The sequence below is a fragment of the Allobosea sp. ASV33 genome (genome assembly GCF_016428755.1).
Classification (GTDB): Bacteria; Pseudomonadota; Alphaproteobacteria; order Rhizobiales; family Beijerinckiaceae; genus Allobosea.
In genome coordinates this window covers 1-19675 of the sequence record NZ_JAELTI010000100.1, presented here as the reverse complement: position 1 = coordinate 19675, position 19675 = coordinate 1, and the positions used below count along the sequence as shown (strand labels likewise).

Genomic DNA, 19675 nt, shown 5'->3' with positions numbered 1-19675 from the left:
ATCGGCAAGAAGTGATGCTGCGGCGCTCCGGCGCCGCCGTCATTGATCTCGAACAAAAAACCCGGCCTCGCGGCCGGGTTTTTTTGTTTTCGTTTCTCGCTCCGTCATGCTCGGGCTTGCCCCGAGCATCTCAGGAAGGAGAGACGCCCCATTAGGCCTGAGATTCTCGGGTCTGCGCTTCGCTCCGCCCGAGAATGACGTCAGCCCTTCGAAGACGCTGTTAAGCGCCCGAAGCCCAGCCGCGCTTCCAGGCTGGCGAGCTGGTTCAAGACGGGATTCACGCGCTCCCGCACCGGCGCCTCACCCGACATCTGGCCCTCGAGATGGCGGATCCGCTCCTGCAGCCGGAAGGAATGCGCCATCAGGTCGCGCAGCCGGTCCGGCAGTTGGGCGACGATATGCGCGGCCGGCGCCGGCATCGGATCGCCGATCTTGACCTTGTTATGCTCGGTGCGGGCCTGCTCGGCCGTGAGCTCGCCTTCCGCCACGGCCCGCTGCACCAGCAGCCAGGAGGCGATCTGCATCAGACGCGTCGTCAGGCGCATGCTCTCGGTGGCATAGGTCAGCGAAGCCTCGCGCGGCAGGGCAGCAGAGTCCTTGCGCCCGTCCCCGTCGAGATAGCTCGCCGTCTGCTCGACCAGCCCCATGCCCTCGCGAAACAGCAGCATGAAGGCATCGGAGCGCACGAAACCCCGTGCGAAGGAAATCGCGCCCTCTTCCGTCTGCGGATCGAGCAACTGGGCGTCGTTCATGGATGTCTCCCATCGGCACAAACCCGTGCGCCTCTGGAACGCGTCACGGATATGGTCGCCGATGTCGCAAGGATAGCGCCGATCATGGTTTCCAGCGCCGGTAAGGTGCCGTTAACCTTAACGAGGCTAAACCGCTGTGGCGACAACAAGGCAGGCGGGTCCACAGGACATCGCGACCGGCCGGACGCAGGGGAACGCTCAAGACAAAAAAAGAGCCGCCAAAGGCGGCTCGAAGGTCAACAGGGAGGCGTCAAACAGAGTGGGCAGGAGCCACTCGACATCCAGACAAACTGGATGATGCGATTCATACTTTGGAATCATTAACGCCCGGTAAACGGGCGTTTCTTTTTGACGCTTTTCAAGCCGGCTTGCGGAAGAACGCATCCGCCGCCGAGCGCGAGGCGTCCTTGCGCGCCCGCGCCTCGCTCAGCCGCTCGATCTCGCTCTTGAGCGCGGCGATGCGCTCGTCGATCTCGGCCAGTGACAGCATCGACAGGTCCTGCCCGATCTCGTGCGCGCTTTTCGGCTTGGGGCGGTCGTCCTCCGGGAATATCGACATGGCGGCCTCGCATCTGCTCAAACTGCGCGCGGCACGCTACCCAAGTTTCGAACGCAGTCACGCTGCGACGCACCAATCCAGAGGATCACGGCCATGACGAGCATTCCCGAGACGATGACGGCGATCGGCATGGCGGCGCCCGGCGGCCCCGATGTCCTCCGGCCGGAGACGCGCCCGGTCCCCAAGCCCGGCCCGGGCCAGATCCTCGTCGCCGTCGCGGCGGCCGGCGTCAACCGCCCCGACGTCCTCCAGCGCCAAGGCGGCTACAACCCGCCGCCCGGCGCCTCCGACATCCCCGGCCTCGAATTCGCCGGCACGGTGGTGGCGCAAGGCGAAGGCGCCAATCGCTTCGCGATCGGCGCGACCGTCTGCGCCCTCGTCGCCGGCGGCGGCTATGCGGATTATGCCGTGGTCGACGAGAGCAACGCCCTGCCCGCCCCCAAGGGCCTGACGCTGACCGAGGCTGGGGCGATCCCGGAGACCTTCTTCACGGTCTGGACCAATGTCTTCCAGCGTGGCCGCCTGCAGGCCGGCGAGAGCTTTCTCGTCCATGGCGGCTCGTCCGGCATCGGCACCACGGCGATCCAGCTCGCCAAGGCCTTCGGCGCGACGGTCATCGCGACCGCAGGCTCCGAAGACAAATGCGCCGCCTGCCGCGAGCTCGGCGCCGACCACGCCATCAACTACCGTACCGAGGATTTCGTCGCAGCCGCGAAGGCCATGACCGGCGGGCGCGGCACCGACCTGATCCTCGACATGGTCGGCGGCGACTATATCGACCGCAACTACGAGCTCGCCGCCGATCAGGGACGCATCGTCCAGATTGCCTTCCTCAACGGCCCCAAGGCCACGGTGAATTTTAGCCGCCTGATGCTGAAGCGCCTGACCCATACCGGCTCGACCCTGCGCCCGCGCACCGTGCCCGAGAAGGCCGCCATCGCCGCCGAGCTGCACGCAAAGGTCTGGCCGCTGCTGGAGGCCGGGCGATGCAAGCCGCTGATCCATGCGACATTCCCGCTGGCGCAGGCGGCCGAGGCCCATCGCCTGATGGAGTCGAGCGCCCATATCGGCAAGATCGTGCTGACGGTCTGACCGGCTTCGATCACGCTGCTTTTCATGGACACTTGCCCTGCCCTCGCCTATAAGGCGCGCCATCCTGCTCATCGTCGATGATTTGGATGGCCGGCCGGGGAGGCCGGTCGGCGCATGAGAGCTATTGTCCGCGACCCTGCCTTTGAGAGCCCCAGCCAGCGGCGGCGCGAAGGCGAAGAGGAGACCGTCCCCGTGTCACAAACCCCGCTGATGCCCAAGGCCACCGCGGTCTGGCTGGTCGAGAACACCTCGCTGACCTTCGAGCAGATCGCCGAGTTCTGCAAGCTGCACCCGCTCGAGGTGCGCGGCATCGCGGACGGCGAAGTCGCCGCCGGCATCAAGGGCCTCGACCCGATCACCTCCGGCCAGCTCACCCGCGAGGAGCTGGAGCGCGCCGCCAAGAACCCGAGCCATCACCTCAAGCTCGCCGAGCGCAAGGTGAAGGTGCCGGAGATCAAGCGCACCAAGGGCCCGCGCTACACCCCGGTCTCGAAGCGCCAGGACCGCCCGAACGCCATCCTCTGGCTGCTGCGCAACCATCCCGAGCTCAAGGATGCGCAGATCATCCGCCTGATCGGCACCACCAAGTCGACCATCGCGCAGATCCGCGACCGCACGCACTGGAACGCCCAGCAGCTCACCCCGATCGACCCGGTCAGCCTGGGCCTGTGCTCGCAGATCGACCTCGATTTCGAAGTCGGCCGCGCCGCCAAGGACCGCCCGGCCGCGCTGGCCGAGGCCGGCTCGACCCTGCTCACGGTGGAAGAGGCGATCGCGCCGGAGCCCCCGCGCAACGAGAGCCAGCCCTTCGCCGACATGAGCCGGCCGAAGCGCGAGGAGGAAGCTGCGATCGACGTCGATTCCGTCTTCGCCAAGCTGAAGCAGCTCAAGCGTCCGGCCGAAGACGAGGACGACGAGGGCTGAGGCTCTCGCTAGCCGTCATGCTCGGGCTTGACCCGAGCATCTCGGAAACCAGCGCCCACTCGCCTTGAGTTTCTCGGGTCGAAGCTTCGCTTCGCCCGAGAATGACGGCATGGACGGGAACTATCCGATCCCCCTGCCCTTCAGCGCCGTGCCGATCTCGCCGAGCACGGCCATATCCTCGATCGTCGCCGGCACGGCATAGTCCTCGCCATCGGCAATCTTCTTCATCGTCGCTCGCAGGATCTTGCCGGAGCGCGTCTTCGGCAGCCTGGCGACCGTCAACGCGAGCTTGAACGCCGCGACCGGCCCGATCCGCTCGCGCACCAGCGCGACCAACTCCTTCTCGACCTGCTCGGGCGTCACGGTCGCTCCCGCCTTCAGCACGACGAAGCCGCAGGGCTGCTCGCCCTTGAGCGCGTCGCGGATGCCGACCACCGCGCATTCCGCCACGGCCGGATGCGCCGCCAGCACCTCTTCCATCCCGCCGGTCGAGAGCCGGTGGCCGGCGACATTGATGATGTCGTCGGTACGCCCCATGATGAAGACATAGCCGTCCGCATCGATGAAACCGGCGTCCGAGGTGTTGTAGAAGCCCGGATAGGTCGTGAGATACGCTTCCTTGAAGCGCGCATCGTCGTTCCACAACGTCGGCAGCGCGCCCGGTGGCAGCGGCAGCTTCAGCACGATCGCGCCCATCTTGCCGGCTTCGACCGGCCGCCCGCCCTCGTCGAGGCATTGCACGTCCCAGCCCGGCAGCGGCACGGTCGGCGAACCATGCTTCACCGGCAGCAGGCCGAGCCCCATGGGATCGCCGACGATCGGCGAGCCGCTCTCGGTCTGCCACCAATGGTCGATGACGGGCACCCCGAGCATCGTCTCGGCCCATTTCAGCGTCTCGGGATCGGCCCGCTCGCCGGCGAGGAACAGCGCCCTGAAGCGCGAGAGATCGTGCCCGGCGAGGTGCTTACCCTCCGGGTCTTCCTTGCGGATGGCGCGGAAGGCGGTCGGGGCCGTGAACAGCACCTTGACCCCATGCTCGGCGATCACGCGCCAGAAGGCGCCGGGATCGGGCGTGCCGACCGGCTTGCCCTCGTAGAGCACGCTGGTCGCACCCTGGATCAGCGGCGCATAGACGATATAGCCGTGGCCGACGACCCAGCCGACATCGGAGGCGCAGAACATCACCTCCCCCGGCCCGACATCGAAGAGCTGGTCCATCGTCGCCTTGAGCACGACCATGTGCCCGCCATTGTCGCGCACCACGCCCTTGGGCCGCCCCGTCGTGCCGGAAGTGTAGAGGATGTAGAGCGGGTCGGTGGCGGCGACCTCGACACACTCCGCCTTGCGCCCGGCGGCCTTCGCGGCGGCGACCAGCGTGCGCCAGTTCTTGTCGCGGGTCACATGCATCGAGGCATCGGCCTGGGGCCTCTGCAGCACGACGCAGGCCTGCGGCTTGTGCCGGGCCATCTCGATCGCGCCGTCGAGCAGCGGCTTGTATTCGACCACGCGCGTCGGCTCGATGCCGCAGGTCGCGGTCAGGATCACCTTCGGCTCGGCATCGTCGATGCGCGTCGCCAGCTCCTTGGCCGCGAAGCCGCCGAACACCACCGAATGCACCGCGCCGATCCGCGCGCAGGCGAGCATCGCGAAAGCGGCTTCCGGCACCATCGGCATGTAGATGATGACGCGGTCGCCCTTGCCGACGCCGAGATCCTGCAGGGCGGCAGCGAGCGTCGCCACCTCCTCCAGCATCTGCGCGTAGGTGTAGCTCGCCTTGGTCCCGGTGACCGGGCTGTCATGGATCAGCGCGACCTGCTCGCCGCGCCCGTCGCGGACATGCCGGTCGAGCGCGTTGAAGCAGGTGTTGCAGGTCGCGTCCGGGAACCAGCGGCCGTAGATGCCGGCTGCCGGATCGAAAGCTTTCACCGGCGGCTTGATCCAGTCGATCGCCCTGGCCATGTCGAGCCAATAGGCATCCGGATCGGCCTGCCAGCGGGCATAGGTCTCGCGATAGCCTTCGGAGCGGGCGGGCGCGGGCGCCGCATGGGAGCCATTCATCGGAAGCGTTCCTCTGCGCCCGCTTTCAGCCTAAAGCCCCGTGAGCGAGCCGGCGATGGCGGGGCTGGCTTTGCGCGAACCCTGCGCTCTTCCCCGCGCCCGACGCAAGCGCGCAGCCTTAAGACTTTCGCCGATCCCGCCCCGCATTTTCCCGCCCTGCGACGCAGCACCACATGCCCTTCGACCTGCTCTTCTTCGCCGCCATGGTGCCGGCCGTCGTCCTGACCGGCCTGGCCAAGGGCGGCTTCTCCGGGCTCGGCCTGCTCTCCCTGCCGCTGATGGCATTGGTCGTCTCGCCGGTCACGGCAGCGGCGATCATGCTGCCGCTCCTGATCGCGCAGGACGTCGTCTCAGTCTGGTCCTACCGGCGCGATTTCGACCGCCGCAACCTCGCGACGCTGGCGCCGGGCGCCCTGCTCGGCATCCTCGTCGGCTATCTGCTCGCGGCGAAGGTCTCGGATGCAGCGGTCGTGCTCGCAGTCGGGCTGATCTCGGTCGGCTTCGCCTTGCGCCGCATGCTGAGCGACGGCCGGAAGCCCGCCGTCGCCACGCAGGCGAACTGGAGCGCCGGCAGCCTCTGGGGCTTCCTCTGCGGCTTCACCAGCATGGTCGCCCATGCCGGCGGCCCGCCTTTCCAGATCTATGTCATGCCGCAGAAGCTGAAGCCCGCGATCTTCGTCGGCACCGGCGCGATCTTCTTCGCCGCGATGAACCTGGTGAAGCTCGTGCCCTATCTCGCGCTCGGCCAGCTCAACGGCCAGAACCTGATGGCCTCCGCCGCACTCCTGCCTTTCGCGATCGCCGCGACCTTCGCCGGCGTCTGGCTGGTGCGGCGGGTTCCGGCCGAGCGGTTCTACGGCATCGTCTACTGGCTCCTACTGCTGGTCGGCGCGAAGCTCGTCTATGACGGCGTCCGCGACCTGCATCTTCTCGGCTGAACGCCCCGCGCGATTGCGCCGCATCGGAAAAAGGGATGGATTACCCGAGCGCGCGGCAGCCGCTAAGGCTTCCTGCGCTTGCGAGGAAGGCTCCCGATGACACGTTCGGCCTATGATACCGATCTCGACCGCAATCCTGCGAACTACCAGCCGCTGACGCCGCTGGCCTTCCTGGAGCGTGCGGCCTCGGTCTTCCCCGACCGCACGGCGATCATCCACGGCCCGATCCGGCGTTCCTATGCGGAGTTCTATGCCCGCTCGCGCCGCCTTGCCTCGGCTTTGGCGAAGCACGGCATCGGCAAGAACGACACGGTCGCAGCGATGCTGCCGAACACGCCGGCCATGCTCGAATGCCATTACGGGGTGCCGATGGCCGGCGCGGTGCTGAACACGCTGAACACAAGGCTCGATGCCGCGATCATCGCCTTCTCGCTCGACCACGGCGGCGCGAAGGTGCTGATCACCGACCGCGAATTCTCCGGGACGATCAAGGCGGCGCTGGCGCTCTGCAAGGCGAAGCCGATCGTCATCGACTATGACGACCCCGTCTATGACGGCCCCGGCGAGCGGCTGGGCCAGATCGCGTACGAGGATTTCATCGCCTCGGGCGATCCGGATTTCGACTGGCTGATGCCGTCGGACGAGTGGGACGCGATCGCGCTGAACTACACCTCCGGCACCACCGGCGACCCCAAGGGCGTGGTCTATCACCATCGCGGCGCCAACCTGCTGGCGACCTCGAACGTCATAACCGGCAATCTGGGCCGGCACCCCGTCTATCTCTGGACGCTGCCGATGTTCCACTGCAACGGCTGGTGCTTCCCCTGGACGATCTCGATCGTCGCCGGCACGCATGTCTGCCTGCGCCAGGTCCGCGCCAAGGCGATGTACGATGCGCTGGCCAACCATGGCGTGACCCATCTCTGCGGCGCGCCGATCGTGATGTCGACGCTGCTCAACGCCTCCACCGAGGAGCGCCGCGATTTCCCGCAGACGGTCTCCTTCTTCACCGCCGCCGCCCCGCCCCCGGAAGCCGTGCTCGCCGGCATGAAGCAGGCCGGCTTCGAGGTGACGCATCTCTACGGGCTGACCGAGTGCTACGGCCCCTCCGTCGTCAACGACTGGAACGACGACTGGAACGCTCTCTCCCCGGCCGAGCAGGCCGCAAAGAAGGCCCGCCAGGGCGTGCGCTATCCGGCGCTGGAAGGCCTCGACGTGCTCGATCCCGAGACGATGCAGCCGGTTCCGCGCGACGGCCAGACGCTCGGCGAGGTGATGATGCGCGGCAATGTCGTGATGAAGGGCTATCTCGGCAATCGGAAATCGACCGAGGCCGCCTTCGCCGGGGGCTGGTTCCACACCGGCGATCTCGGCGTGCGCTATCCCGACGGCTATATCCAACTCAAGGACCGCTCGAAGGACATCATCATCTCCGGCGGCGAGAACATCTCCTCCATCGAGGTCGAGGACGCGCTCTACAAGCATCCGGCCGTGCAGGCAGCGGCCGTCGTCGCCCGCCCCGACGCGAAATGGGGCGAGACGCCCTGCGCCTTCATCGAATTGAAACCGGGCAGGACCGCGACGGAGGCCGAGATCATCGCCTGGTGCCGCGAGCATCTCGCGTCGTTCAAATGCCCGCGCACGATCGTCTTCGCCGAAGTGCCGAAGACCTCGACCGGCAAGATCCAGAAATTCCGTCTGCGCGAGATGGCGCGGGCGCTCTGAACCCGCGCGTCATGCTCGGGCTTGACCTGAGCATCTCGGAAACCAGTGTCTTCTTTGTCCTGAGATTCTCGGGTCGAAGCTGCGCTTCGCCCGAGAATGACGGCAGTGCCCTCAAGCCCCGGCGCGATCGATCCGCCCGTTCGGGGTGAAGCGGTCGACCGCCTCAGGCAGAACCTGCGACAGCCGGTCGAGCAACTCGTCCCGCGACAGGCCCGTCCGCTGCGCGATCGCGTCGATCACCTGCGGGCCGAGCGCCTGTTCGAGATCGCCGGGCCCAACATTCTGGTTGGGGCCGTGCTGCACCCAGGAATCGACCTTGTCGCCCTGCCCCGCCTGCCGGAACCGGTCGGAAAGCTCGCCGAGCCCGCCGTTCAGTACGCTGCCGATGCCGCCGGCGCCGAGCAGGCCGCCAAGACTGCCGAGAAGCCCGCCGCCATCGCCCTGCGGCGCGGTGCCGGCCTGGCCCGGCTGCGGAGCCGGCACCTGCCCGGGCTGCGGCTGGCTGTGCCCACCGAGCCATTCCGCGATCTTGTCGCGATTCTGAAAGCCCGCGACCGCGACGAGCCCGAGAAGGGCGGTCAGGGACGGAAAGCCGCTGCTGCTGTTGTCGTCACTCACGGCAATCACTCCATCTGGGAGAAAGGACCGGCCCGAAAGGCAATTATGAGTTCGGGCCGGTGCGGAAAGCTCAAGGTCAGACCGCGCGGTTGCGGCCGGCGATCGCGCCCCAGACGACGAGCACGATAATGGCGCCGACAACCGCGCCGATCAGCCCGGCGCCCTGGCCCGGCGCGTACCAGCCGAGCGACTGGCCGAGATAGGTTGCGACGAAAGCCCCGATGATCCCGAGAATGGTCGTCAGGATGAAGCCGGAGGGCTCGTTCGAGCCCGGCATGATGAACTTGGCGACGACGCCGGCGACGAAACCGATGATGATGGTCCAGACGATGCCCATGACTATCTCCCCCGCGCGGTGCGCGCCCGGCCTCAACCGGCCATCGCGACAGAAGTTCCCCCTGATTTGTGTCATTCCGTTGACCAAGCGTTTCCAACGGCCCGCCAACGAAAAACCGGCCCTTTCGGGCCGGTTCATCCGCATCTCGTAGCAATCGACGGGCCATTCGGCCCGCTGGCTCAATGCAAGGTTCGCTCCGGTATAGTCATCCGTACGCGTTCGATCTCATCCTTCAGTTGCAACTTCTTCCGCTTCAGCTCTGCGAGGCTGAGGTCGCTTGAGGACGGGCTCGCCACAGCCTGGGCGATGGCATCCTCAAGCTGACGGTGCTTGCGCTCGAGTTCCGCAAGACGGGTCTGCAACGACATCTGGATCCTCCTGATGAGCGGTTGACGTCCCAATCTGGCATAGAGCCGGCTTCACGTCTTCCCCGTGCCGTCACACGGCATTCATGAGATTCTGTGATCGTGACCGGTCCGTTTCCGGAAAGCCGTGAATAGATGGCTTCCCCATGCCTTCAGCCGCCCCGCCCGCACTTGCGGGACTCAGGGCAGCACGCGCATAGTCGCCCCCGATCAAGGCGATGATGAGATGCCCATGGGATTCGAGCTCAGCCCGGAAGAGGTCGAGACCTTCACCTCGGAGCTCGCGCGGCTGCGCGAGGAGCATCGCGACCTGGACAGCGCCATCGACGCGCTGGAGCGCGTCGGCTCGATCAACCAGGTCCAGGTCCAGCGCCTGAAGAAGCGCAAGCTCTACCTCAAGGACCGCATCTCCCAGATCGAGGACGCGCTGACGCCCGATATCATCGCCTGACGCAGCGTTTTCCGGCGGCCTGAAGCCGATTCGCCCTTGCTTCTCCGGCACCGGCCGGTCTAGATCGCGCGCTTCCGGAGCCGAGCCCGAGCGCATTCCATGGCAGCCAGCAGCCCCCCCGTCGCCATCATCATGGGCAGCCAGTCCGACTGGGCGACGATGCGTCATGCGGCCGAGGCGCTCGACGCCCTCGCCATCCCCTATGATGCGCGCATCGTTTCGGCCCACCGCACGCCGGAGCGGCTGTTCGACTTCGCCAAGAGCGCCAAGGCCGAAGGCTTCAAGGTCGTCATCGCCGGGGCCGGCGGCGCGGCGCATCTGCCGGGCATGACCGCCTCGCTGACGCCTCTGCCGGTCTTCGGCGTGCCCGTCGAATCCAAAGCCCTCTCCGGGCAGGACAGCCTGCTCTCGATCGTGCAGATGCCGGCCGGCATCCCGGTCGGCACGCTTGCGATCGGCCGGGCCGGTGCGGTCAACGCCGCCCTCCTCGCCGCCGCCGTCCTCGCCCTCTCCGATGCCGGCTTGGCCGAGCGGCTCGACGCCTATCGCGCCCGCCAGAGCGCCGGAATCGCCGAGCGCCCCAACCGGGACGACGCATGAACCCTCCCGTTCCGACCGGCCTCGCGCCCGGCGCCACGCTCGGCATCCTCGGCGGCGGCCAGCTTGCCCGGATGATGGCGCTCGCCGCCGCCGATCTCGGCATCCGCTGCCATATCTTCGCGCCCGAGGCCGACAGCCCGGCCTTCGACGTCGCGGCCCGCCACACCGTCGCGGAATACGAGGATGAGGAGGCGCTCGCCCGCTTCGCCGACGCCGTCGACGTCGTCACCTACGAATTCGAGAACGTCCCGGCCGCAACCGCCGCCTTCCTTGGCGCGCGCGTGCCGCTCCATCCGGGTGCGCGGGCGCTTGCGGTGACGCAGGACCGGCTCAGCGAGAAGCGCTTCGTCTCCGAGCTCGGCCTTGCCGTCGCGCCCTTCCGCTCCGTCGACACGCTGGCCGATCTCGAGGCCGCCGCCGCCGAGCTCGGCCGCCCATCGGTGCTGAAGACCCGCCGTTTCGGCTATGACGGCAAGGGCCAGGTCAAGATCGCGCCGGGCAGCGACCTCGCCGAGGCGCATGCAGCGATCGGCCGCTTCCCCGCGATCCTCGAAGGCTTCGTCTCCTTCGTGCGCGAGGTCTCGGTCGTTGCGGCGCGCGGGCTCGACGGCTCCTTCGCCGCCTTCGACGTCTGCGAGAACGAGCATCGCGACCACATTCTCGCTTATACCCGCATTCCCGCGAATCTCTCGGAGGGCGCGTCGCTGCAGGCGATCGACGCGGCCCGCCGCATCGGCGAGGCGCTCGGCTATGTCGGCGTCTTCGCCGTCGAGATGTTCGTGCTGGAGGCAGAGGACGGCCTGGCCGAGCGCGTCGTCGTCAACGAGATCGCCCCGCGCGTCCATAATTCCGGGCACTGGACCAGCGAAGGTGCGCAGACCTCGCAGTTCCACCAGCATGTCCGCGCCGTTTGCGGCTTCCCGCTCGGCTCGACTGCCCGGCGTGGCCGCGTCGAGATGGAGAATCTGATCGGCGCGAGCGCGCTGCGCTGGCGCGAATTGCTGGCCGAGCCCGGCGCGCATCTCCATCTCTACGGCAAGCGCGACGCCCGCCCCGGCCGCAAGATGGGCCATGTCACCCGCGTCATGGACGAGCGCGCTTGACGGCTCGCCCCGCGCTCATGCCCGAACTGCATGCGGCCCCGCATTTTCAAGGGATCGCGGCGTGGACAGGCGAAATGAATTCTGCTATCGGCACCCATCTTCGCGCGGTGGGCTTTGCCTCACCGCCGGCCCCAATTTCTGGATCAACCCGCTAAGGACGGACGTTTCACGTGCAGGTTCTCGTTCGCGACAACAATGTCGATCAGGCGCTCCGCGCCCTCAAGAAGAAGATGCAGCGCGAGGGCATCTTCCGTGAGATGAAGCTTCGTGGTCACTACGAGAAGCCGTCCGAGAAGCGCGCCCGCGAATCGGCCGAGGCCGTGCGCCGCGCCCGCAAGCTCCAGCGCAAGAAGCTCCAGCGCGAGGGCCTCCTGCCCGCGCCGGTGAAGCCCAAGCGTCCCTGAGACCTTCGGGCTGCCCTTTTCGGGGCTGCCACGATAGGGCCGATAGCGATTCGCGCCTGGAGCCCGCTCCGGGCGCGTCGTCATTTGAACGTCGTTAACCAAGTTTTGGCGGGTTTCGGACGTTTTCTCCACGAGGCGCTGTCGGTTGGGAGCGCGATCACGCTGCGGTGGCCGCAAGGCCGATCATCTCCGGGGATCGGGGGCATCGCGGCAGGCGAAGCACGAAACCGATGAGGCAGAGCATGATCCGAGGCAGTAACTGGTTGGCCGCAGCCGGCATCGCGCTGGCGCTCGCGGGCTGCGACACGGTCTCCAATCTCGGCTCCCAGCCGGCCGTCGCCGAGCTCGACACGCGCGACACCGCCGATGCCAGCGTCAATATCGGCTCGCTGAGCGACGTCATCTCGCGCAACCCGAACGATCCCGGCGCCTACAACACCCGCGGCGCGGCCTATGCCCGCGTCGGCCGCTTCTCGGATGCGATCGGGGATTTCACCAAGGCGATCCAGCTCGATCCGAACCTCGCCTCCGCCTACACGAATCGCGGCCTCGCGCTGCGCCAGAGCGGCCGCGCCGATTCGGCGCTGGCCGATTTCAACCGCGCCACCACAGCCAATCCGAACTACGCGCCGGCCTATATCGCCCGCGCCAACCTGCTGCGCCAGCAGGGCAACAGCCAGCAGGCGCTCGCCGACCTCAACACCGCGATCCGGCTCAATCCCGAATCGGCGGAAGCCTTCCATGCCCGCGGCCTCGTCTACCAGAAGGAAGGCCAGCACCAGAACGCCGTCACCGATTTCGACTCGGTGATCGACCGCAATCCCTATACCGCGCCGCCCTATATCGCCCGCGGCCAGAGCCTGAACGCGCTCGGCAAATACGATGCCGCGCAGGAGGATTTCACCGCCGCGCTCAATGTCGACAACCGCAATGCCGATGCCTGGGCCGGCCGCGGCTTCGCCTTCGAGAAGCTCGGCAAGAAGGCCGAGGCCTCCGAGGCCTATCAGCGCGCGCTCGCGCTGGACGGCAACAACGCCATCGCCCGCGCCGGCTCCTCGCGCATCGGTGGCGGTGGCGGCGGCCTCTTCCGGAGCTGATCCGACGCCGGATGGGCCTGTCAGGAGCGCCCGCCGGCGGCCTCCCCGATCGTCCGGCTTTCCGCCCCCGCGATGCCGCCGGAAGCGACATCCGCAAGGAAGCGCCTGACCTCGCCGATCGATCCGTAGCGCAGCAGATCCGTATGGCGCCCCGCCGGGAAACGCAGGAAGCGCTTGGGTGCGTTCGCCAGCTCGTAGAGCTCCTGCCCCTGGGCGAAGGGAATCACCTGGTCGCGCTCGCCATGCAGGACCAGCAGCGGCACCTTGACCCGGTCGATGATCTCGTCGGAGCGGAACTGGTCCTTCATCGCCAGGCTGAGCGGCAGATAGGGGTAGAGGCCCTGCGCCACGGCCAGCGTCGAGCGATAGGGCGCTTCCAGGACCACGGCCTGGAGCGGGACCTCGGCCGCGAGCTTCAGCACCACGCCCGTCCCGAGCGACTCGCCATAACCGATCAACCGGCCGGCGCCGAACCGCAGGGCAGCCGCGCCATAGGCGGCGCGCGCATCCTGCAGCAGCCCCTCCTCGCTCGGCGTGCCGGACGAGCCGCCATAGCCGCGATAGCTGACGGCGAAGAGCCCCGTGCCGTCCTCCGTTAGCCCCCTGAAACGCTCCACCCGCCCGGGCCGCCCGAGATTGCCGGCATTGCCGTGGAAATAGAGCAGCACCGGCTTGCCGGCCCGCGGCGGCACCACCCAGGCGACCAGCCGCTCGCCATCGGCCGTGGCCACGCTCGCCTCCTCGGCCGCGGCCAGCCCGGCCGCGGCGATATCGGCCCTGGCCGGATCGCGCGGGAACACCATCTCCCGCTGCCGGGCATAGAGCATCGCCAGCCCGGCGAGATAGCCAGCCAGCGCCACCGCCAGCACCAGTTTCAGCAGACGCCGCAGTATCGTCACGCGATGCAGGTTCCGAAAGCGAAAGGGCCGGCGATCAAGCCGGCCCTTTGCAGCAATCCGATGACGGAGCGGGTCTCGCTCGACGCGTCTTAGCCTTGCCGGCCTCGTTCAGCCGGAACGGCCACGCGCATCGCCGCGCAGGCCGTTCAAGCCCCGAGGCTCAGAGCAGCACGAGGCCGAGCAGCATCAGGACGAGCGCGACGAGCGGCGCGCGCCAGCCGATCGAGGGGGAAGCGATGCCGACGCCAGTTCCGATGACCGCGAGCAGCGTGCCGATCAGCGCCGTGCCCCAGGCATGCTTGGTGCCGCCGACGGCGAGCGCCGCGACGATGGCAAGGCAGGCGACCGTCCCGACCTCGGCGAAATGAATGAAGCCGACATAGGTCCGCTCATGCTCGGCATAATCCATCGCGGGCGTATCGGCGGAATGGGCGTGGTCGGCCATGGTCTCGATCCTGGAAAGACGTGGTCTCTTTCCATGCCTGTAGCGCACCCGCGACGCACGGGCAACGCGGCAGCGTGCAGCAGCCGTGGAGCAGGATGTCGCCACGGCGCATCGCCATGCGAGAGGGAACCCTATGGCCGGTCCGATCGAGCCCTCCGGCTGCCCGTCCCTGTTCCGAAGCTGTTAACGCCAGTCCGCAACGACCGGGGCGCTGCCCAGCGGATTCGGGTATCCTCCGGACACTGAACGGAGAGATCGGTGGACGATCGAACGAAACAAGCCGCGAAAGACGATCTTCTGGCGCTCGATCCCGCCCTGCGCGAGAAGGCGAAGCGCTGGTTCGCCGAGGCCCGAGAGCAGACGACGCGAGACGACGAGGATGTCGCCGCATGGCAACGCCGCTTGTCCGATCGGATGGACGGTATCGGCGGCCCGTATTTCATAGAATCGGATAGCGACTAAGTTAGCCCGCCGGCTTCAATCCCGCCGCCGCCAGCGCCGCGCCCTGCCGCTCGGCGACGCCCTCCACGCTGAATCCCTCGATCTCCGCCTCGAACAGCCGGTGAAAATTCAATTCGGCGTCGAGATGCAGGAAGACGCCGCCGAGCCCGATGGCGGCGCGGTCCATAAAGACGAACTCGCGCGGCACCGTCACCGGCCCGCGCGCTTTCAGCGCCTGATGCACCTGGAAGGCCTGCTTGCGGCCGTATTCGGCTGGGCTGACGCCCTCGGCGATGCGCCTGACCCGGTCCTCCAGCAGCGGCCCGTAGATGAAGCGCGCCCAGATGTTCAGGGTATCGACGAGCTCCTTGGTCAGCCCCTTGAAGCCCCAGATCTCGTAGGCATGGACGACGCGGGCCTCCTCGCCATCGCGCAGGCCCTTGTAGAGATCGACCACGCCGCCGACGAAGCTCTCCGGGAAGATGCGGATGCAGCCATAGTCGAGGAGATTGATGCCCTGCGGCTCGCCGCCTTCCGAGAACACCGTGTAGTTCCCGAGATGCGGATCGCCATGGATCACGCCGTGATGGCTGAACGGGCGCCACCAGGCCTTGAACATCGCGGTCGAGATCCGGTCGCGCACCGCCTGCCCATCCTGCTTGTGCGAGAGGATCGGGCTGCCTTCCAGCCAGTGCATCGTCAGCAGCCGCCGGGTCGACAGGGCCGGCTCCAGCGCCGGCACGCGCACCTCCGGCGTATCCGACAGGATCGCCTGATAGAGCGCGACATGCTTGGCCTCGCGGAGATAGTCGAGTTCCTCGCGGATGCGGGCGCCAATCTCCTTGGCGATCTCGGTGGTGTCGATCACCGCGCCCATGCGCCGGTGCAGCGAGAACAGCACCTCGAGCTGCGCGATATCGGCTTCGACGGCCGATTCCATGTCGGGATATTGCAGCTTGCAGGCGAGCGCCGTGCCCTCCAGCGTCGTTGCGCGATGGACCTGCCCCAATGAGGCAGCGGCCGCCGGCTTGAGGTCGAATTCGCCGAAGCGCTCGCGCCAGTTTGCGCCGAGCTCGGCCATCATGCGCCGCTTGACGAAAGCCGCGCCCATCGGCGGCGCCTGCGATTGCAGCTTCTGCAATTCGGCGGCGTATTCCGGCGGCACGACGTCGGGAATGGTGGCGACGAGCTGCGCCACCTTCATGATCGGCCCCTTCAGCCCGCCCAGCGCCTTCGCCAACGCCTCGGCATTGGTGGCGTCGCGCCCCTCGACGCCGAAGAGCCGGGCGCCCGCGATCCGGGCCGCGACCCCGCCGACATTGGCGCCGACGCGGGCATAGCGCGCCGCGCGGGCGGAGAATCGGTTGGCTTCGGCGTCGCGTTCGGACATGCGGATCGTGCTTTCGCTGTTCCTGCCCGCCTCATGTAGGTGCTCGCCGGCCCTGCGCCAATGCGACAAGCCGCGCGGGGCGCCTCCTTGTCATTCCGGGGCTTCGCGAAGCGAAGAACCCGGAACCCACGACTGGGTGAAACATTTGATGCTCCGTCCCAGGCCGCTCACCCGGTCGTGGGTTCCGCGTTCGTGCCTGTGGCACGCCCCGGAATGACAACCGTGTGGCGCTAGGCGCCCTGCCCCGCCAGCAGGCAGATGCGTCGCGCGACCTCGTAGGAGGTCTCGAAGGCCGGCAGCGGCAGGAATTCGAAGCGCGAGTGGAAATTATGCGCGCCGGTGAAGAAATTCGGCGTCGGCAGGCCGCGCGCCGAAAGCGCCGCCCCGTCCGTACCCCCGCGCATCGGGATCTGCTTCGGCGCGATCTGGAGTTCGGACAGCGCCGCCATCAGCAGATCGACCGAGCGCCGGTCTTCGCCCAGGCTGTCGGCGATATTGCCGTAGACATCCGTCACCTCCGCGGTGACGCGTCCGGTCGGGTAGCGATTGGCGATCTCGGCCGCGACCTCGCCGATCCGGCGCTTCCGCGCCGCGAAGGAAGCCTTGTCGAAATCGCGGATATTGGCCCGCAGCACCGCTTCGGCCGGCGTGGCGACGAGTTCGAGGAACCAGGTATAGCCCTCGCGGCCAGCGGTATGTTCCGGCGTCTGCGCCCGGTCGAAGGCGGCAATATAGTCCTGCGCCATCATCAACGGGTTCACCAGCACGCCCTTCGCCGACATCGGGTGGGCGGTGACGCCGGTGAAGACGATCTCGGCCATAGCGGCGTTGAAATTCTCCCAGACGACCTCGCCGACCTCGCAGCTATCGATCGTATAGGCGAAATCGCAGTCGAACCGGGCGAGATCGAGCGCCTTGGCACCGCGCAGGCCGATCTCCTCGTCCGGCACGAAGGCGACGAGGATGTCGCCATGTTCGTCCTCGGGCCGCAATTCCGCCAGCAGCGTCATCACGATCGCGACGGCCGCCTTGTTGTCGGCGCCGAGAACGCTGGTGCCGTCGCTGAAGACGATCTCGTTGCCCTTGTAGGGAGCAATCTCCGGATGCTCGGCGACGCGCAGCCAGATGTCCTTCTCCGCATTGAGGCAGAGATCCTGACCCTCGAAGCGCAGCACCTGCGCCTTGACCACCGGCGACAGGCCGACATCGACCGTATCGACATGCGCGATGAAGCCGATGCGCGGCGCGCCCGGCTTCGTACCGCGCTTCAGCGCCGTCACCGTGGCATTGTCGTCGATGACGACATTCTCCAGCCCGAGCGCGCGCAGCTCCTCCGCCAGCAGCGCCGCCAGTTCCTGCTGGCCCGGCGTGCTCGGCAGGCTCGTCGCCTTCATGTCGCTCTGGCTCTCGATCGCGACATAGCGCAGGAACCGTTCAAGCAGTTTGTCGCGCAAGCTCACTGTGCCTCTCCCTTGGCCTGTCGCGACAGCCAGCCGCGCACCTCGACCGCGCTGGCGGGCCGTCCGCCCGCCGCCTCGACCAAGCGGACGGTGTCCGCGATCAATTCACGATTCGTCTCGTCGCAGCCGAAGGGCGCATCCTCCAGCCCGCCGCGGACATGGACGCCCCGCGCCACGGCCGGGCCGATCAGCTCTCTGAGATCGACGCCGAGCCCGGCGATCATCACCGGCGCCTCGGGCGCATCCTCGGCCAGCAGCCTGAGATGCGCCTCCAGCGCCCATTCGCGTGGCGGAAAGCCCCAGGCGAAAGCCTCCGAGAACATCAGCCGGTAGATCGGCATCGGCATGCCCGGATAGGCCTTGGCCAGCGCGGCCCCCAACCGCGTGAAGCCCGGCTCGTAGATCGCATAGCTCGGATGGACCTTGTGGCGCTGCGCCACCTCCATCCCCTCGCGGATATGCTCGCCGGGATTCTGATAGATGAAGCCGGCCTCGCCCTGCGGGATGCCGGCGAAGGTCGTCCAGTTGCACGAGCCGGGATCGAGCACGCCCCATTCGGCAAGCCCGCGCTTCGCCAGTTCCTCCAGATGGGTGTAGCGGCCGGAGCCGATCATGTCGCCGGCATAGCCCGACCCAAGAATCGGAATGGTCGGATAGACGATCGCGTCGACCTTGGCCCGGATGCCCTCGATCGCCTGCGCATAGAGCTCCCAATCGTCGCGCTGCCGGCCGGTGGCGAGGTCGTAGACATGCAGATGCACGATCGCCGCGCCCGCCTCCACGGCGGCAATGCCGTCCGCGACGATATCGGGAATGCTGATGGGAATGCCGGGCTGGCGCTCCTTGCCCCAGGGGCCGTTGATCGCGGCCTCGACCCAGATCGGCTTTGTCACGGCGTTTCCTCTCATCCCGCAATTTTACGCAGACCGTAAGCTGCTCCGCTCGGGCTTGTCAGCCCACAGGCCGGCTGGGCAGGATCGGCGCAAACGCATGCGAGAACTGGAATGGGCCATGCTCGAACGCGGCACCACCTATGACGACACGCTGCGCCGCTTCGCCTGGCGCATCCCGGAGCGCTTCAATATCGGCACGGCCTGCTCGGACGCCCATGCCGACGGGACCGGCAAACCCGCGCTGATCTTCGAGGAGGATGGGGGAAAGCTCGCGACGCTCTCCTTCGACGATCTCTCCCGCGCCTCGAATCGCTTCGCCAACCTGCTCCACGCTCACGGCGTCGGCCCGGGCGAACGCGTCGGCATCCTCCTGCCGCAATCGCCGCAGACCGCGATCGCCCATCTCGGCGCCTACAAGCTCGGCGCCATCGCCCTGCCGCTCTTCATCCTGTTCGGGCCGGAGGCGCTGGAACACCGCCTCGGCCATAGCGGCGCCAGCGTGCTCGTTACCGACGCGGAGAATATCGGCAAGGTCGAGGCGATCCGCGACGCATTGCCGAACCTGCGCAAGATCTTCGTCGTCGGCGGCGCCGGCCATCTCGATTTCGAGGCGGAGATGGCGAAGGCCTCAGACCGATTCGCCGCAGCCGATACGCGCGTCGACGACCCGGCCGTGATCATCTACACCTCCGGCACCACCGGAAAGCCTAAGGGCGCGCTGCATGCCCATCGCGTCCTGCTCGGCCATCTGCCGGGCGTGCAATTGCCGCAGGACTTCTTCCCCCAGCCGGGCGACCTGTTCTGGACCCCGGCCGACTGGGCCTGGATCGGCGGCCTGCTCGATATGCTGCTGCCGAGCCTCTATTGCGGCGTGCCGGTGCTGGCATCGCGCGCCCGCAAATTCGATCCCGAGGCCGCCTTCGCGTTGATGGCGCGCCACAAGGTCCGCAACGCCTTCCTGCCGCCGACAGCGCTGAAGCTGATGCGGCAGGTGCGCGATCCCCGGCGCTTCGGCTATGCGATGCGCTCGATCGGCACCGGCGGCGAGACGCTCGGCGCCGATATGCTCGACTGGAGCCGCGAGACCTTCGGCTTCCCGGTCAACGAGTTCTACGGCCAGACCG

The 19675-nt window shown here is 67.5% G+C and carries 22 protein-coding genes; 11 read left to right on the top strand and 11 right to left on the bottom strand.

The features are described 5' to 3' along the window. Positions 1 to 200: 200 nt before the first annotated feature. Both rcdA and JHD80_RS22485 read right to left on the bottom strand, forming a co-directional pair. The gene (rcdA, locus tag JHD80_RS22490) at positions 201 to 752 is read right to left on the bottom strand and encodes a protease adaptor protein RcdA (protein ID WP_199091990.1); all 552 of its coding nucleotides are present in this window, start codon (positions 750 to 752) and stop codon (positions 201 to 203) included. A gap of 358 nt (positions 753 to 1110) precedes the next feature. After that, on the bottom strand, positions 1111 to 1311 hold the full coding sequence (locus JHD80_RS22485) for a DUF1192 domain-containing protein (protein WP_199091988.1): 201 nt from the start codon (positions 1309 to 1311) through the stop codon (positions 1111 to 1113). A 93-nt stretch (positions 1312 to 1404) separates the two neighbouring features. Between JHD80_RS22485 and JHD80_RS22480 the strand changes: the two genes are divergently transcribed. Together JHD80_RS22480 and JHD80_RS22475 are read left to right on the top strand one after the other, a co-directional pair. Beyond that, positions 1405 to 2403 carry an NAD(P)H-quinone oxidoreductase gene (locus tag JHD80_RS22480; RefSeq protein ID WP_199091986.1) on the top strand — a complete coding sequence of 333 codons (999 nt, stop codon included), beginning with the start codon at positions 1405 to 1407 and terminating at the stop codon, positions 2401 to 2403. Positions 2404 to 2595: 192 nt separating this feature from the next. After that, on the top strand, positions 2596 to 3327 hold the full coding sequence (locus JHD80_RS22475; RefSeq protein WP_199091984.1) for a cell cycle transcriptional regulator TrcR: 732 nt from the start codon (positions 2596 to 2598) through the stop codon (positions 3325 to 3327). 120 nt (positions 3328 to 3447) lie between these two features. On the opposite strand, the gene JHD80_RS22470 is transcribed toward JHD80_RS22475, so the two are convergent. Further along, entirely contained in the window at positions 3448 to 5385 is a 1938-nt protein-coding gene (locus JHD80_RS22470) for a propionyl-CoA synthetase (protein ID WP_199091982.1), read from the bottom strand. Positions 5386 to 5558: 173 nt separating this feature from the next. Here JHD80_RS22470 and JHD80_RS22465 point away from each other — a divergent pair, with 173 nt between their 5' ends. Continuing rightward, entirely contained in the window at positions 5559 to 6323 is a 765-nt protein-coding gene (locus JHD80_RS22465; protein WP_199091980.1) for a sulfite exporter TauE/SafE family protein, read from the top strand. Positions 6324 to 6419: 96 nt separating this feature from the next. After that, complete coding sequence (locus tag JHD80_RS22460; RefSeq protein ID WP_199091978.1) at positions 6420 to 8048, top strand: acyl-CoA synthetase; 1629 nt, start codon at positions 6420 to 6422, stop codon at positions 8046 to 8048. A gap of 111 nt (positions 8049 to 8159) precedes the next feature. Here the strand turns inward: JHD80_RS22460 and JHD80_RS22455 are convergent, their stop codons facing one another. The 3 genes from JHD80_RS22455 to JHD80_RS22445 form a co-directional block, all read right to left on the bottom strand. Further along, complete coding sequence (locus JHD80_RS22455) at positions 8160 to 8666, bottom strand: YidB family protein (protein ID WP_349237327.1); 507 nt, start codon at positions 8664 to 8666, stop codon at positions 8160 to 8162. 76 nt (positions 8667 to 8742) lie between these two features. Further along, positions 8743 to 9003 (bottom strand): GlsB/YeaQ/YmgE family stress response membrane protein, encoded by a 261-nt coding sequence (locus JHD80_RS22450; protein ID WP_199091976.1) that lies wholly within the window; start codon positions 9001 to 9003, stop codon positions 8743 to 8745. Positions 9004 to 9182: 179 nt separating this feature from the next. Continuing rightward, positions 9183 to 9371 carry a YdcH family protein gene (locus tag JHD80_RS22445; protein ID WP_199091974.1) on the bottom strand — a complete coding sequence of 63 codons (189 nt, stop codon included), beginning with the start codon at positions 9369 to 9371 and terminating at the stop codon, positions 9183 to 9185. 229 nt (positions 9372 to 9600) lie between these two features. On the opposite strand from JHD80_RS22445, the gene JHD80_RS22440 reads away from it, so the two are divergent. The 5 genes from JHD80_RS22440 to JHD80_RS22420 all read left to right on the top strand — a co-directional run bounded on the left by JHD80_RS22440 (position 9601) and on the right by JHD80_RS22420 (position 13023). After that, complete coding sequence (locus JHD80_RS22440) at positions 9601 to 9819, top strand: YdcH family protein (RefSeq protein ID WP_047580734.1); 219 nt, start codon at positions 9601 to 9603, stop codon at positions 9817 to 9819. A 99-nt stretch (positions 9820 to 9918) separates the two neighbouring features. After that, the gene (gene purE, locus JHD80_RS22435) at positions 9919 to 10419 is read left to right on the top strand and encodes a 5-(carboxyamino)imidazole ribonucleotide mutase (RefSeq protein WP_199091972.1); all 501 of its coding nucleotides are present in this window, start codon (positions 9919 to 9921) and stop codon (positions 10417 to 10419) included. Further along, positions 10416 to 11522, top strand: a complete 1107-nt coding sequence (locus JHD80_RS22430) for a 5-(carboxyamino)imidazole ribonucleotide synthase (protein WP_199091970.1) — start codon at positions 10416 to 10418, stop codon at positions 11520 to 11522. The genes purE and JHD80_RS22430 overlap by 4 nt, the downstream gene beginning before the upstream one ends. A 170-nt stretch (positions 11523 to 11692) precedes the next feature. Next, entirely contained in the window at positions 11693 to 11926 is a 234-nt protein-coding gene (rpsU, locus tag JHD80_RS22425) for a 30S ribosomal protein S21 (RefSeq protein WP_047579559.1), read from the top strand. A gap of 242 nt (positions 11927 to 12168) precedes the next feature. Continuing rightward, on the top strand, positions 12169 to 13023 hold the full coding sequence (locus JHD80_RS22420) for a tetratricopeptide repeat protein (protein WP_248311724.1): 855 nt from the start codon (positions 12169 to 12171) through the stop codon (positions 13021 to 13023). 20 nt (positions 13024 to 13043) lie between these two features. Here JHD80_RS22420 and JHD80_RS22415 read toward each other — a convergent pair whose 3' ends face one another. Together JHD80_RS22415 and JHD80_RS22410 are read right to left on the bottom strand one after the other, a co-directional pair. Then, positions 13044 to 13922: an alpha/beta hydrolase gene (locus JHD80_RS22415; protein WP_349237326.1), complete on the bottom strand. Its 879-nt coding sequence runs from the start codon at positions 13920 to 13922 to the stop codon at positions 13044 to 13046. Between the two features lie 160 nt (positions 13923 to 14082). Next, positions 14083 to 14367 carry an aa3-type cytochrome c oxidase subunit IV gene (locus JHD80_RS22410; protein ID WP_199091966.1) on the bottom strand — a complete coding sequence of 95 codons (285 nt, stop codon included), beginning with the start codon at positions 14365 to 14367 and terminating at the stop codon, positions 14083 to 14085. A gap of 258 nt (positions 14368 to 14625) precedes the next feature. Between JHD80_RS22410 and JHD80_RS22405 the strand changes: the two genes are divergently transcribed. Then, positions 14626 to 14829: a hypothetical protein gene (locus tag JHD80_RS22405; protein ID WP_199091964.1), complete on the top strand. Its 204-nt coding sequence runs from the start codon at positions 14626 to 14628 to the stop codon at positions 14827 to 14829. A gap of 1 nt (position 14830) precedes the next feature. On the opposite strand, the gene JHD80_RS22400 is transcribed toward JHD80_RS22405, so the two are convergent. The 3 genes from JHD80_RS22400 to JHD80_RS22390 form a co-directional block, all read right to left on the bottom strand. Beyond that, a complete protein-coding gene (locus tag JHD80_RS22400) occupies positions 14831 to 16198 on the bottom strand; it encodes an ABC1 kinase family protein (protein ID WP_199091962.1) in 1368 nt (455 codons plus the stop codon). A gap of 230 nt (positions 16199 to 16428) precedes the next feature. Then, on the bottom strand, positions 16429 to 17658 hold the full coding sequence (pepT, locus tag JHD80_RS22395; protein WP_199091960.1) for a peptidase T: 1230 nt from the start codon (positions 17656 to 17658) through the stop codon (positions 16429 to 16431). Next, on the bottom strand, positions 17655 to 18551 hold the full coding sequence (locus JHD80_RS22390; RefSeq protein ID WP_349237325.1) for a beta-keto acid cleavage family enzyme: 897 nt from the start codon (positions 18549 to 18551) through the stop codon (positions 17655 to 17657). Before JHD80_RS22390 ends, pepT begins: the two co-directional genes overlap by 4 nt. Before the next feature lie 97 nt (positions 18552 to 18648). On the opposite strand from JHD80_RS22390, the gene JHD80_RS22385 reads away from it, so the two are divergent. Beyond that, positions 18649 to 19675 (top strand): AMP-binding protein (locus tag JHD80_RS22385; protein WP_248311723.1); only part of this gene is annotated, 1027 nt, incomplete at its 3' end.